Below are 14,492 nucleotides of genomic sequence, written 5' to 3' on the forward strand. Positions count from 1 at the left end.
TAGAAAAAGTAATTTGAAAGTGGAAAGGAGTTCGAAAATTTATGTGGCGGGTCATACCGGTTTGGTTGGCACCGCCATTGTTCGTAAATTAAAGGAAAAGGGCTATTCAAATATTGTTACACGAACCCACGCCGAGTTGGAACTACTTGATTATAACGCGGTAATTAATTTTTTTAATTCCGAAAAACCCGATTATGTATTTCTTGCTGCTGCTCGGGTAGGTGGAATAATGGCTAATAATACCTATAGGGCGCAATTTATCTTTGAGAATCTCCAAATCCAGAATAATATTATCCATGCCTCGTATTTGAATGGAGTGAAGAAACTCCTATTTCTAGGGAGTTCCTGTATTTACCCACGCGAGGCCCCTCAGCCTATCAAGGAGGAATATCTCTTAACATCACCACTGGAATATACCAATGAGCCCTATGCTATTGCCAAAATTGCTGGTATAAAAATGTGTGAATCGTATAACTTACAGTATGGCACCAACTTTATTTCGGTTATGCCAACAAACCTGTACGGGCCAAACGATAACTACGATTTAGCAAAAAGCCATGTGTTACCGGCTATTATCCGTAAAATGCATTTAGCTAAATGCCTTGAGCAAAATAATTGGAAAGCTATTCGTAACGATTTATCAGTGCTGCCCATTGATAGAGTGGGGGGTAATGCAAAAGAAGATGAGATACTAGAAGTGCTGGCCAAATATGGGATACAAAAATCAAGCGGTTGCGAGGGAAAGGTAATCGTAACGCTTTGGGGATCGGGCAAGCCCATGAGGGAGTTTCTTCACTCTAGCGATATGGCCGATGCCTGTGTTTTTATTATGGAAAAAGTAAATTTCTCCGATTTATCCCGCGGAATGAGTGAAGTACGAAATACTCATGTAAACATTGGAACTGGTAAAGATATATCGATAGCCGAACTTGCCCAGCTAGTTAGGGGAATAGTAGGTTTTAATGGAGAAATTGTGTGGGATTCAACTAAGCCAGATGGAACTTACAGAAAATTACTGGATGTAAATAAATTACATAATCTTGGTTGGACCCATAAAATTGATCTAAATCAAGGCATAAGAATGGTTTATCAGGGTTATATTAATGCTAGGCTATAGTTGGGTGACATCTAGGTTAATAATTTTTTCGAGAAATCAAATAACAGGTTGGTTATTTTTTTTGACTCAATTTCTTGGAGTTGATTTTTCTTTATCCCAAACAATTAATATTGAGCAATCTCGGCTGCTTTATAGCATTTCGCCTGTTTATGATTTTAAAAGAGGAATTGTTAGTATAACATTCGACGATGGCTACTCCTCACAGTTTGGTTTGGGGCTTCGTGCTCTTAACCGATTTAATTTCCCTGCAACACTTTATTTAGTTTCTGATTTTATTGATAGCGCTAAAGCGATTGAATTGAAAAGAAACTTGCCATTTGAACATGAAATTGGTTCACATTCAAAACATCATTATCACCTAAAATCAATCGAAAATAATTGTTTGATAGAGGAAATATATGGGTCTAGCTATCAGCTGGAAAAACTTTTAGAACGTAGAGTTTTAACCTTTGCATACCCTTGGGGTGAGTTTAATCAAAATATTAAAAGCACAGTTGCCAAATTTTATATAGCCTCACGTTCTGCAAATCTTGGATATTATTGGCTCGATAGGATTGATTATTATGGGTTAAAGGTACAAGCCTTTAATCAAGGTGTGGAAAGTCGTACTGCTGATAAGTGGGTAGATTTTGCTATAAAAAATAGGTGTTGGTTAGTTGAAATGATTCATGGGCTTGAAGGCAATGGCTATTTGCCTCTCGATTCTGCTGACTTTGTTTCACACCTGGAGTACATAAATGAAAAAAAAGACGATTTATGGGTTGCAACAGTGTCGGACGTAATTAAGTATGTGAGTGAAGCCAGCAAAACCAAAGTTTCATGTATTAACTGTTCTGATTCCCTCTATTATTTAACAATCGTAGATGAACTTAACGATTCGATTTATAACCAGGAAATCTCGATAGAGTTTCGTATTCCCGACGATTGGCAGCAGGTCAATGTACTTGGAGCAGAATTATTTAAAATTAAATACTCTGGGGGTAATAGCTTTGCTCTTATTAACGTATTACCCTCTGAGAATCCAATTACTATTGAACCTAAATCATTTAAGGAGTTAGTAAGCCATAATAACATAAGGTGGGTATATCAAGGGCAAAATCCTTTCGTGGATAAGATTAGAGTGGCCATTTACCTTCCCAAAGTTGATGATATCAGCGTCAACCTTATTGCATTTAACGGTGCTGTTTTAGTTCAAGGCTATCAGAGTAATGTAGCTGGCGATGTGGAAATATTTCTGCCTACATCTTCGTTACCCGAGGGTTAATATATCCTCCATATTGATAGCCGAAACTCAGGAAAACTTACAACTAAAATGGTTAAAAGTCATTTGTTTAGAAATGAACCGTAAGATATTGATTATTGGAAAAAATAGTTTTATTGGTAAAGGCTACATAGAGTATAGCCGTTATTCTAGTATTGAAGAGGTGGATATTAAATCACTAGGTATTGAAGGGATAAATTTTGAGGGGGTTGATACTGTGCTTCATTTAGCGGCAATTGTGCATCAAAGTGGTAGAATTAGCAAGCAAGAGTATATACGTATTAATTCGGATTTACCTGTTGAGGTTGCAATTAGGGCTCGCAAGGCAGGGGTTAAACAGTTTGTTTTCATTAGTACAACCAAGGTTTATGGCGATGAACAATTAATGAATATGGTATGTAGTGAACAAACAGAATGTAAGCCCAACGATTCATATGGATTAAGTAAGTTAATGGCCGAAGAGCGATTAATAGCTTTAGATACTCCTAGTTTTACCGTTAGCGTTATTCGTACACCTTTGGTTTATGGTAAAGGAGTAAAAGCAAATATGTTAAGTTTAATGAAACTGGTTAGGTACATACCATTTCTTCCTTTCAAGGGTGTAGATGCGAGCAGAAGTATCACATTTATTGGAAACTTAGCCGCATATATTGATAGAGTTATTGAAATACGGGCTAAGGGTATATTTCTAGCCCAGGATGAAAGGCCTGTCTCGGTGGAGGAGTTGGTTAACCTTATAGCAATTGGTTTAAAACGTAAGGTTGTGATTTTTCCGCCAGGGAAATTTCTGATTTCTTTAATTAAAAAGTTTCTCCCTGCAATTTATTCGCGGTTATATGGGAGTTCAGAAGTTGATAATTCATTAACTATTAATGCATTAGGGCTAAATATTCCTTATTCCACAAGGGAAGGAATTGAAGTTATGACTAATTATTACAGATGTTTTGATGGAAAATAAGGCAATTGCATTTACTGCTTTGATAGCTATTTCAGGAATAGCGTCACTTTTGTTAACTGCATTTATTAAAAAATGGGCAGTAAGGTATAACGTGGTTAGCGAACCTTCAAACAGGGGGCTTCACTCCACTGTTACCCCTCGGGGAGGAGGTCTTGCCTTTGTAATAGTATGGTATCTAGGGATTTTTTCCCTACATCTTCTTGGTGCTCTGGATAGAAATTTATTCTTTGCTTTGGTTTCGGGTGTAATTCTTGGGCTTGTAAGTTTTCTCGACGATATTTTTGCAATCAAACCAATCTTAAGGTTACTGGTCCATTTTATAGTAGCAATAGCAGCATTTTACCTTTTAGGTGGCCTCAGAAAACCAATTTCATTGGGGATTGACATGCTAAGTAGTCCTTACATTACTTATCCTTTGGCCGTAATTGGAATGGTGTGGTTTATCAATCTCTACAATTTCATGGATGGTGCCGATGGCTTTGCATCGCTCGAGGCAATTATTGTGAGTGTTGTACTATTTATTTTTACTAATAGTTACGAGTTACTTTTATTAGTATCGGTTGTATTGGGGTTTCTATACTGGAACTGGCCAAAGGCTAAAATCTTTATGGGCGATGTGGGTAGTACCCAGTTGGGGTTTATTCTTGTTGTTCTGGGAATACACTATCACAATTCCTTAGATTTCTCAATTTTTAACTGGTTAATGATAACGGCACCATTCTGGTTCGATGCAACTCTTACCCTTTACCGCCGTTGGCGTAATAAAGAAAAGTTGAGTCAGCCACACCGTAAGCATGCCTACCAGCGATTTGTTAGGGCCGGATACTCACATCTAACCCTCGATATAGTTCTTGTGGGTATTAATTTAGTTATTTTTTTACTTATTCTTCTTTATCGGGAATGGGATTTTCTTAAGCTTCCGGTATATATCACATCTTTGTTTTTTCTTTACTTTTTAACAAGAAAGGTTGACAGATTAACCCCTTTTAAGGAATAGGAATTGCTAAACAGGTTTATAAATTACTTCAAACGAACTGAGGTGGTTCAACACGCCTCAGTTTTAGTTGTCGGGACAATTATTGCCCAGGCAATTCCAATTCTATTGCAACCATTTCTGCGTAGGTTCTTTACTCCCGAATCGTTTGGGTTATACTCGGTATATAACAGTATTATAGGGATTTTGATGGTTGTTGCTTGTTTTAGGTTCGAGCAGGCAATTGTCCTGCCCAAGCGCGATAGCGATGCTTCGGCCATAGCAATAGCCTCATTATCGTTTAGTTTGATTTTTAGTGCAATATTGTTTCTTGCTATTTTGCTTTTAAGGTCTAAACTGCTTACTCTGATTAACCTGCCAGAGGAAAAGGGCTATATAATTTTTCTGGTTCCAGTAGGCACATTTCTGTTAAGTGCATTTCAGGTATTTAATTATTGGTTAATAAGGAAAAAGGGTTTTGTTCCAATAGCAGCAAATAAGTTTGCACGACGGGTTGTTGAAGGTGTTACTCAATCAGCATTTGCATTGGTAGGATATTCTAAAGGTTTAATTTATGGTGATATTGCAGGGCAAGTAGCTAACTTCACAGTGTCGCTTTGGCAATCGGGTAAAAAAGGTTTCTCAGTTGAAAATATAAATTTTGTTAGGTTAAAGCATCTACTTCTAAAGTATAGTGATTTTCCAAAGTATAATTTAATTCCAAGCCTTTTGAGTGCGGCTAGTTTCTTATTACCAGTTATTTTTATTAATAAGTATTTCACCGCTGAACAGGCAGGCTATTTCGATCTGACAAAGCTAATTCTTTCAGTACCTCTAGCATTAATTGCCGGATCATTTTCAAGTGTTGTTTTAAACAGAGCTTCGGAGGGTTTTAAAGCTAATGAGTTATTCTCTTATGAACTGAAACCCTTACTTTTCATGGCATTAGCAATTGTTTTTTTTGAGATTGTTGTGATAAGCATTTGGGGCGAAACGCTTTTTATTTTTGTATTCGGTAAGGATTGGGCTCAATCGGGGCAAATTGCCAAGATGTTGGTATGGCCTTTTGCATTAAACTTTATTACATCATCGTTTACATCGATATTTATTGCACTAAATAGAATTGTTTGGCAAAGCATTTGGCAAGTGTTCTATTTCATACTTATACTTTCTTTAACATTTTTTTCACATCTCAACTTTGAAAGTTTTATTGCGCTTTACACATTATTTGAAGTGCTGGCTAATATATCGATGTTAATTTTGCTGGTGGTTGTTATAAAAAAATACGAAAAAAAACTTACTTGAAAAAAGTACTTTTCATAGAACCTGTTATTGCACATTACAGGAGAGATACTTTTAATTTGATTTTTTCAAATAAGGATTTTTCCTGTGCTATTTTAGCAGGTAACGAGTTTGAAGGGGTTAATCCCGTAAGTATTGAACATTCAATAATGTGTAACTATTTTTCTTTTACCCTATTTGGGCATCGGTTTTATTACCTTAAAAAAGCTCTAAGAGAGGTAAAATTTTATAGACCTGATGCTATTGTTTGTTCTGGGGTTGACTTTCATCACCTCCATACTATTCTAATTTTTTTATGGGCAAAGATAAATGGAGTAAAATTTATATGGTGGTCGCATGCCACTGAGGGCAAGCAGGGAAGGTTTGGCTTATTGCTTCGTAAATTTTTTTATAAGTACTCCTCAGGAATAATGGCTTATAGTTCAGCTGGTTTAGTAAGAATGCAAAAATTAGGTATCCCTACCAGCAAAGTTACTGTGGTGGGTAATTCAATGAATAATGAAGATTATGGATTAAATATTAATCAAATACACAGCGATACTTTTACCTTACTTTTTTCTGGCAGAATTACACCTGAAAAGAAGTTGGATGTACTAGTTAGAGCGTTGTCTATTATTTCAAATAAAATTCAAGGTCTTAGATGTATTATAGTTGGAGGTGGCGATATTGAATCTTTAGTGAGTTTATCCAAGGAACTTGGTATTGAGAAACATATTGAGTTTGTTGGTCCGGTATATGGTATCAATCTAAAACAATACTTTGCCCAATCAAGATTATTTGTCTACCCGGGTGGGATAGGACTGTCAATGGCACATGCATTATCATACGGTTTACCAGTAATCACCACAGACGCCATGAACGAGCATGGTCCTGAAGTTGAGTTGCTTAAACCTGGAATAAATGGAGCTTTCTTCCATGATGGAGATCCCCAAAACCTTGCCGAGGTTATTACTGAGTGGTATAATATTTTGAATCCCAATTCTAGTGTTATTAGTAAGGCTTGTAGGGATACTCTTACAGAGTTTGGTTATTATCCTGAAATGGTAAGCAGCAAGGTAATTTCATTCCTCACTAATAAAATTAGGTAGCAATGAATAAATTGGTATATAGATACCGATCAATTTTCAGAAGATATCTTCTTAATATCCTTTCTTCTGGGGCAAAGCCTCATGCCGGGATTCATATTCTGAACGGACATTTTTTAAGTGTTAATAACAGTGCTTCGCCTGAGATTTTTCAGAAGCTTTTGAAGAACCTAAATGAAAATGGCGTAAAGTTTATCAATTTTGAGGAAGCAGTTAATAGAATAATAAAAAGTGAATTCCCTAAAAACGAATGCCTTGTGGCATTTACCTGGGACGATGGGTTTGAGGAGTGCTTCAGCAAAATAAAACCTGTACTGGACACTTGGAACCTGAAAGCTGCATTCTTTATTAATCCAAACTTTATTGATGGTGATAGTAATTACAGGGAGAACTTTAAAAAGAATATTGTTTTAACCGATAAGAACCCCATGACCTGGCAAATGATTAAACAGATGTCAGTAGAGGGGCATACCATTGGTGCACATACACTCGATCACTTATCGCTTAAAACAGAGGACAAAGATTTCCTCAAGCATCAGATTGAGGGAAGTAAGAAAATAATTGAGGAGCAACTGAATGTTGAGATAAAACATTTTGCCTTCCCTTTTGGGCAGCTAAAGCATATTAGTAATGTTGGAGTTGAAATAGCCTGCAAAACGTTTCCGTATGTGTATAGCCAGGACAACTATCGCAATTACTTTTCATTCGGAGGAAGGGTTATTAATCGCCGTCATTTTGAATGCGATTGGCCACTTAACCACGTGCTTTACTTTTTAAAATCAAAATCGCTTTGAAAAGGTATGATGTTTTAATTGTTGGCGATTTCCCTCCTGCTACCCATACCGGTATTAGTATGGTTAATGCACTCGTACGTGATATTCTAATTGAACAAGGTAGAGCTGTTCATATTATTGACGAGTCGGCATGGGTTTACAAAGGGATAAAACGGGCCATACATTATCTTTTAGGTTCACACTTCTCCCTGCTCAAATTCTTACTGAGTTCCAGAACCAAGTATGTTTACCTTAACATTCCATTGTCAGTTGCTGGCCAGCTTAGGCTTTTGATTTCCTGTATTATTGTAAAAGTCTTTTCGCCTAGTTCAAACCTTATTGGCCACATCCATAGAGGTGATATTAGTGTTTTGGCTCAAAAGTCAATAAACAGGTGTGTTTTTAAATTAATTCTTGCATTCTTTAGCACAGTGGTTGTTCTTAGTAAAAAATTTGAAGTTGATCTTAAATCTATTTCCCCACGAACAAACTCTTTGGTGATTCCTAATACATCGCTACTTGAAGGCCTAACCCGTAAACCTGATGTTGCAACCCGAAATGACTTTGTATGTGTATCGAATATTATAGAAACTAAAGGATTGGCTGATTTAGTTGAGGCATTTTCTGATTATCGCCTGAAGGATTATAGGCTTAAAATAGTTGGAAATATCTATGACAAATTATTTTATGACAACCTAATAAGAAACAAAAGTTCAAATGTTGAGTTTATAACAGATTCGGATAGGGAAAAAGTAAATGCACTTATTTTAAGTTCACAATGTTTAATACTTCCGTCATGGAATGAGGGACAACCCCTTGTGATTCTTGAGGCCATGTCGGTAGGGCTACCAATAATTGCAACAAATGTTGGTGATATTGAAAATATGCTAGGAACCGATTACCAATTTCTTTATGAGCCACACAATGTTAATATGCTTATTATTAAAGTACTGGAATTTATAAGTTTTGAGGCCAAGGATGAAATATCTTTAAAAATTCGTGAAAATTACCTGAAAAATTATTCCAGAGCTATATTTACTAACAATATTCATAAACTTTTCAAATGAGGGAAAAAGAAATACTTCTGATTTCTCAAGTTTTCTATCCTGACCAGGTGGCAGTTTCAAACCTGTTTACTAAACTTTTTGAACGTATAGCTGATTCAAATATCTTCACAATAAATGTTTGGTGTGCTCAACCTTCTTATTCCACAACTGAGCGGCAACCAAAAACTCGAGTTCATAACGGAATAAGAATCCAGTATTTACCATCAACTAACTTTAAAAAGGATAGACTATTTGGTAGATTTTTAAATGTTACTACCTATTCCCTAAGCGTTCTGTTTAAGTTGATATTTAAACGTTCAACAGGTTTGATAGTTGTACATACTACTCCTCCATTACTTGCAATACTGGTGGTTGGTATTGCAAAGCTTAAGAGGGAGAAAGTAGTATATATTTTAATGGATATTTTTCCTGATGGTTTAATCCGATTAGGCAAAGTTTCTCCTAAGAATCCGTTTATCAGGCTCTGGAAAAATTTACATCGTAAAGCATTGATTGGCAGCCATAGGGTAATAGCTATAGGTCGCGATATGGCCAATTGGGTTAGGGATGAGGCGCCAAATCTACCCAACGAAAGGTTAAAGGTTATTCCTTTGTGGCAGGATGAGAGACTTATATCTCCAGTGGATTTTTTAAACAATCCCTTTGTGCTTAAGCACAACCTTTCAGATTATTTTGTGGTGCAGTTCTCAGGCAACATGGGACTATGGAACGATTTGGATACTGTAGGTCGGGCAGTGGCAAAAGGGGTCGATGGGGTCAAATTCGTTTTTATTGGCGATGGAATAAGGAAAAAGGAGTTGGTAAACGCCATGGGCGAGAAAGTGAACGAATGTTTATTCCTCCCATTCCTGGAGAACGATGATTATGCCTATTCTGTAACTGCGTGCCATTGTGGGTTGGTTACTTTACGATCGGAGGCTGTGGGAATGGGAGTTCCAAGTAAAATATTTGGCATTATGGCAGCAGGAATGCCAGTACTGGCGGTTGCCCCAATGAGCTCAGAGTTGGCTTTAATTGTTAAAGAATCGGATTGTGGGCTAGTTGTGGAACCAGGCGACCACCTTGGTCTGTTACAAAGTATACTTTTCCTTAAAGAAAACGAAGAGATCAGGGTGAAAATGGGGCTTAACGCCCGATTGGCATTCGAAAAAAAATATACTATCAGTAAAGGGGTTGAAAATTACATTAATTTGTTTAACGAGTTACTTTCATGAAAAGCAAATTAGAGTCAATATTATATACTTTATATCCTTACATACTTGTATTACTTTCTTTTTCAATCCCTATAAGCTATAGGATTTCAATTTATGCACTTGGTTTTCTTACTTTAATAGGCATAATATTGATTATTTATAATCATAATTTTTATTATATTACAAGGAATAAAGTTTCTATTGGATTGATAGTATTTTGGTTAATACATCTTTTAAGTTTTTTCTACACAGAAAATTTAAAATATGGCTTATCCGACATATCTCAAAAAATATCGATTTTAGTTATTCCTTTAGTCCTTTTTTCAAGTTTGGTAGATGAAAAACTAATAATTAGAATAAAAAAAGCATTTGTTTTGAGTTTGTTAGCCTCGTCTATTTATTTTATTCTCAGGGCTTTAATTTCATCATTAGTAATAACACCTGTAGGTGTGTTTTTTAGGCCAAATCCGGTAGGCATTCCTTGGGAAAACTATTTCTTCTACGATTTGTTTGTCAGGCCTCACCACCCAACATACTACTCAATGTATTTAGTGTTAGGTATTACGTTTCTACTAGGAGATGTTAGAAAAAAAACTGTTTTTAAAAACAAATGGCTGATCTACCTCATTACTCTGTATTTTATCGGAGTTGTTTTCTTAACTTCATCAAAAGCTGGAATAATTACTACATTTCTTGTTCTATTTACTATTTTATTTTGGTTACTTCGATCAAAAGGTAAATTAATACTATCAGTTGCACTAACCATTTTTTTAGTTTTAGGAATTTTATTTGTAGTTAAAAACAATAGATTCATTGATACGATTAAACACTTACATGAGCTATCGTTTAATGAAAAATTAGTTGAAAACGATTTAGCCCAAAAAGATCTGGTAAGGTTGGAAATATGGAGGTCGGTACCAAGCGCATTTTCTGGTTTGGATTTGATTTATGGTGTTGGAGTTGGTGATACTAAGACTTGTCTGAAAAATGCATACAAATCCAAAAATGCAATATATGCATTTAATGAAGAACTAAATACTCATAACCAATACCTTCAAACACTTGTTGGAATAGGTATTATCGGATTACTTATTTTGGTTTCTATAATAGGTTACTGTTTTTATCTGGCCTTTAAGAAAAGAGATCTTATTCTTTTTTCCTTTATACTAATTATTTCTATTAACTTCATATTTGAAGCCGTTTTGGAAAGGGTATTTGGTGTTTTGTTTTTTACTTTTTTTCTAATACTGCTTACTAATAAAAGCAGTAAAGTGTAGTTTAAAGAATTATATTATTAATAAAAAAAGCCGGTTTAGTTAAAACCGGATTTTTTTTACACATTTATTCTTTTATTAGTTTAAATATGGTTAATCGGTATTGCCAAAGTAATGATGATATGAACCCTAAAATGGCAAAGAATAAACCAATCCTCACAGCATACCTTGAGTAGGGGTTTTCGGCCTTGGATAGCGGGGTAAAATCCTGAACTACTGTAATTGGCTCGCTGTTGATATTAAGGTCTTTTTCTAGTTTAAGTTTTTCCCTTTCTAGGGCTAACTTCTGATCATGGTATAATTTTCTGTCCTTTTCATTAAGTACAACCATTTGATTTGATGAAGCCCTCTGCATTTGTGGTAGTTCAAAATACTCAACTTTTTGCAGGCTATCCAATTTCCGAATTTCATTTTCAATGGTTTCAATAAGTATTTTATTCTGCCTAATACGTTCGGTGTTGTTATCCACAACAAATTTATTCTTGTAAATGTAATTTTTAATACCATCGCGTATCTGTGCAAATACGCCTTCATCGTATACCTCTAGGCGGATTACAAAGTAGTTATCGAGCCTTTTCACTAGGGTATCTTTGGGGTTATATAGCCTTTTATAATCGGTATAATCAGGAATACCGTCTTTATTAATATCGATGGTGTAAAATGCTTCAACCGATTTAATTTGTTGGGCACGAGAAATATCGATGTTAAGGTAGCTAGCTGCAATTGAGTAATTCCTTTGCTTAAACAAATCGTTAAGCAAATTTATGGAGCTAACAACATAGGTGTTGTTGATAGAGTTCGATATGGCTGTCATTTCCGAAGAGTAGTAGCGGCGAGTGTTTGAATAAAGCACATATGCAACAATTAGCCCTATAACTATAAAGGCAAGAATCCAAACTGTTTTACTAAGAATTAGCTTCAGAAAGTCTAATACTAACCGATAAACCCAAAGTATTCCCTTTTTGATACCCTGTCCCATTCGGTTGAAAAGTTCAAGCAGGTCAATTTCATCGGTTGTTTGCTGTCGTGTAATTTGATCGTTGTTCATATTGTGATAATATTCGTTAGTGTTCGTTATATTTTCTACTTACAAAAATATTACTTTTGGGCAAATTTTTTAAGCAATGTCGAAAATTTTAGTTACTGGTGGTGCTGGATATATTGGCTCCCACACTGTGGTTGAACTTATTAATGCCGGTTTTGAGGTAGTTGTAGTTGATAACTTTTCAAACTCTTCACCTAAGGCAATTGATGGAATTGAAAGGATAACAGGAATACGTCCTAGACTTGTTGAGGCCGACTGTTCGGACTTAGCTTCCATACGAAACCTCTTTTCTGCCGAAGGCAATATCGAAGGGATTATCCATTTTGCAGCGCTGAAAGCTGTGGGTGAGAGCGTGGAGAAACCCCTCGATTACTACAGGAATAACCTGCTTTCAACCATCAATATGATGCAGATGTTAAAGGAATTTGGGGGCAAATATATGGTGTTTTCAAGTTCCTGTACAGTTTACGGGCAGCCCGATGTTTTACCGGTAACCGAGCATACCCCACGTAAACCAGCTATGTCGCCTTATGGAAATACCAAAAGGGTGGGCGAGGATATCATTCAGGATACAGTAAACTCAACCAGTGGAGTTTTTGCCATTGCGTTAAGGTATTTCAACCCAATTGGTGCACATCCTTCAGCTGAGATTGGCGAGTTGCCTTTGGGGAAACCCGATAACCTTGTTCCATTCATTACTCAAACTGCTGCCGGAATTCGAGAGAAACTTCAAATTTTTGGAGGTGATTACAATACACCCGATGGCACCGCTATACGCGACTATTTTCATGTAGTGGATTTGGCCAAGGCTCATGTACTGGCCTTGCAGAGGATGATTGACGGAAGAAGTACCAGCCCTTACGAGGTGTTTAATGTTGGTGCGGGTAGGGGTATTACTGTGCTTGAAATAGTTAAAGCTTTTGAGAATGTGACCGGTGTTAAGCTGAACTATGAGATTGTGGGGCGCAGGGCTGGTGATATTGAAAAGGTTTGGGCCGATACCACTTTGGCACAAAAAGAGCTTGGGTGGAAAACCGAAAGCACTCTTGAGTATGCCTTGCTTACTGCCTGGAACTGGGAAAAGAAGGTGAGGGGGATGTGAGGATAAAGGATAAAGGATTAGTTGATAGTTGATGGTTGATAGTTGATTGTTGATAGTGAAAAAAAAGCATTTCACTAAACACTAAAAACCAAACACTACTCTCCATCTTCCCTGCAAACTGCACACTGTACACTGTAAACATTCAAAAGATCCTTCGCTACGCTCAGGATGACAAATGAAGTTGTTCGTGTATAGTTGTTCGTGAAACTATTGTCATGCTGAGCTAGCCGAAGCATCGCTTTACCTTAAACCCTATTTATTCTTATTGTTTTTTTTGGAAATCGCTCTTTGCAGTGCTTTTCTGTTGCGATGCAACGCTTCAGTTTTACTCTTTGGAAAAATTATTGCGTGCATCGCAAAATAATTTGAACACCTCAATACCCTGGGTTAAAACCCAGGGCTAATGTGATTTGCTCTTTCAGGGCGATTTGTGTGCGTCTAAAGACGTGTGCTAGCTAGTGAGTTCTTAAATCTTAAACCGAGATCCCTCGACTACGCTCGGGATGACAATGGAGTTGTAAATGTTACGCCCCTACGGGGCGGGAAAGGTTGTTTGTTGTTCGTGGAATTGACCTCACCCCCGCCCCTCTCCTGACAGGAGAGGGGAAAAGCAATCAGGAAACCTTATTGCAGTGCTAAAGTCTCCCCTCTCAGGGGAGATTTAGAGGGGTCATCTAGGTTGAATGTGGGAAACAACCTCACCCCAGCCCTTATCCCTGAGAGGGAATGGAGCGGAAGAAGCAAGCAGAGGCATAAAAGCCTGACCCTGCAATGGGTCAGGGGTGGAACGTGGCGGTGGGCTTAGTAAGCGATACCACATGAGTCACGCCGTAGGCGTGGCGAATTGTATCGCGTGGCAGTTCCAACCGCGGGGCACCCATCGGGTCGGGCTTTTCAGCCTTGATTTTCTTTGGTTCTTTCTTGTATCAAGACAAGAAAGAACGTGTAAACCGCTCTTTGTAATGCTTTTCTGTTGCGATGCAACGCTTTCCCCTTGCTCTTTGGAAAATGTAATGCGTGCATCGCAAAATAATTTGAACACCTCAATACCCTGGGTTAAAACCCAGGGCTAATGTGATTTGCCTTTTCAGGGCGATTTGTGTGCGTCTAAAGACGTGTGCTAGCTAGTGAGTTCTTAAATCTTAAATCGAGATCCCTCGACTACGCTCGGGATGACAATGGAGTTGTAAATGTTACGCCCCTACGGGGCGGGAAGCGTTGTTAGTTGTTCGTGTATAGTTGTTCGTGAAGCTATTGTCATGTTGAGCAAAGCGAAACGTCTCATGGGGGCGATTTGAGATCCTTCGCTCCCCGCTAGGGCGGGACAGGCCGCTCAGGATGA

12 protein-coding genes are annotated in these 14,492 nt (G+C 37.2%); 11 read left to right on the forward strand and 1 reads right to left on the reverse strand.

What is annotated here, in order from left to right; translation table 11 throughout:
* Nucleotides 1-19 precede the first annotated feature (19 nt).
* The 10 genes from AB6811_RS07455 (at nt 20) to AB6811_RS07500 (ending at nt 11,006) form a co-directional block, all read left to right on the forward strand.
* Complete coding sequence (locus tag AB6811_RS07455; protein ID WP_369489822.1) at nt 20-1,117, forward strand: GDP-L-fucose synthase family protein; 1,098 nt, start codon at nt 20-22, stop codon at nt 1,115-1,117.
* 61 nt (nt 1,118-1,178) lie between these two features.
* Nucleotides 1,179-2,381, forward strand: coding sequence for a polysaccharide deacetylase family protein (locus AB6811_RS07460; protein ID WP_369489823.1), 1,203 nt, complete (start codon nt 1,179-1,181; stop codon nt 2,379-2,381).
* A 73-nt stretch (nt 2,382-2,454) separates the two neighbouring features.
* Entirely contained in the window at nt 2,455-3,336 is an 882-nt protein-coding gene (locus AB6811_RS07465; RefSeq protein ID WP_369489824.1) for an NAD-dependent epimerase/dehydratase family protein, read from the forward strand.
* Nucleotides 3,326-4,333, forward strand: a complete 1,008-nt coding sequence (locus tag AB6811_RS07470; protein WP_369489825.1) for an MraY family glycosyltransferase — start codon at nt 3,326-3,328, stop codon at nt 4,331-4,333. The genes AB6811_RS07465 and AB6811_RS07470 overlap by 11 nt, the downstream gene beginning before the upstream one ends.
* Nucleotides 4,334-4,336: 3 nt before the next feature.
* Nucleotides 4,337-5,614 (forward strand): lipopolysaccharide biosynthesis protein, encoded by a 1,278-nt coding sequence (locus tag AB6811_RS07475; RefSeq protein ID WP_369489826.1) that lies wholly within the window; start codon nt 4,337-4,339, stop codon nt 5,612-5,614.
* Entirely contained in the window at nt 5,611-6,699 is a 1,089-nt protein-coding gene (locus AB6811_RS07480; protein ID WP_369489827.1) for a glycosyltransferase family 4 protein, read from the forward strand. The genes AB6811_RS07475 and AB6811_RS07480 overlap by 4 nt, the downstream gene beginning before the upstream one ends.
* Nucleotides 6,700-6,701: 2 nt before the next feature.
* Nucleotides 6,702-7,490 carry a polysaccharide deacetylase family protein gene (locus AB6811_RS07485; protein ID WP_369489828.1) on the forward strand — a complete coding sequence of 263 codons (789 nt, stop codon included), beginning with the start codon at nt 6,702-6,704 and terminating at the stop codon, nt 7,488-7,490.
* A complete protein-coding gene (locus AB6811_RS07490; RefSeq protein WP_369489829.1) occupies nt 7,487-8,536 on the forward strand; it encodes a glycosyltransferase in 1,050 nt (349 codons plus the stop codon). The genes AB6811_RS07485 and AB6811_RS07490 overlap by 4 nt, the downstream gene beginning before the upstream one ends.
* Nucleotides 8,533-9,750 (forward strand): glycosyltransferase family 4 protein, encoded by a 1,218-nt coding sequence (locus AB6811_RS07495; RefSeq protein WP_369489830.1) that lies wholly within the window; start codon nt 8,533-8,535, stop codon nt 9,748-9,750. Before AB6811_RS07490 ends, AB6811_RS07495 begins: the two co-directional genes overlap by 4 nt.
* Nucleotides 9,747-11,006, forward strand: coding sequence for an O-antigen ligase family protein (locus AB6811_RS07500; RefSeq protein ID WP_369489831.1), 1,260 nt, complete (start codon nt 9,747-9,749; stop codon nt 11,004-11,006). The genes AB6811_RS07495 and AB6811_RS07500 overlap by 4 nt, the downstream gene beginning before the upstream one ends.
* A 64-nt stretch (nt 11,007-11,070) precedes the next feature.
* Here AB6811_RS07500 and AB6811_RS07505 read toward each other — a convergent pair whose 3' ends face one another.
* Nucleotides 11,071-12,051 carry a hypothetical protein gene (locus AB6811_RS07505; RefSeq protein WP_369489832.1) on the reverse strand — a complete coding sequence of 327 codons (981 nt, stop codon included), beginning with the start codon at nt 12,049-12,051 and terminating at the stop codon, nt 11,071-11,073.
* Nucleotides 12,052-12,127: 76 nt separating this feature from the next.
* Between AB6811_RS07505 and galE the strand changes: the two genes are divergently transcribed.
* Nucleotides 12,128-13,150, forward strand: a complete 1,023-nt coding sequence (gene galE / locus AB6811_RS07510; protein ID WP_369489833.1) for a UDP-glucose 4-epimerase GalE — start codon at nt 12,128-12,130, stop codon at nt 13,148-13,150.
* Nucleotides 13,151-14,492 lie beyond the last annotated feature (1,342 nt).

This window comes from Tenuifilum sp. 4138str, assembly GCF_041102575.1.
Classification (GTDB): Bacteria; Bacteroidota; Bacteroidia; order Bacteroidales; family Tenuifilaceae; genus Tenuifilum; species Tenuifilum osseticum.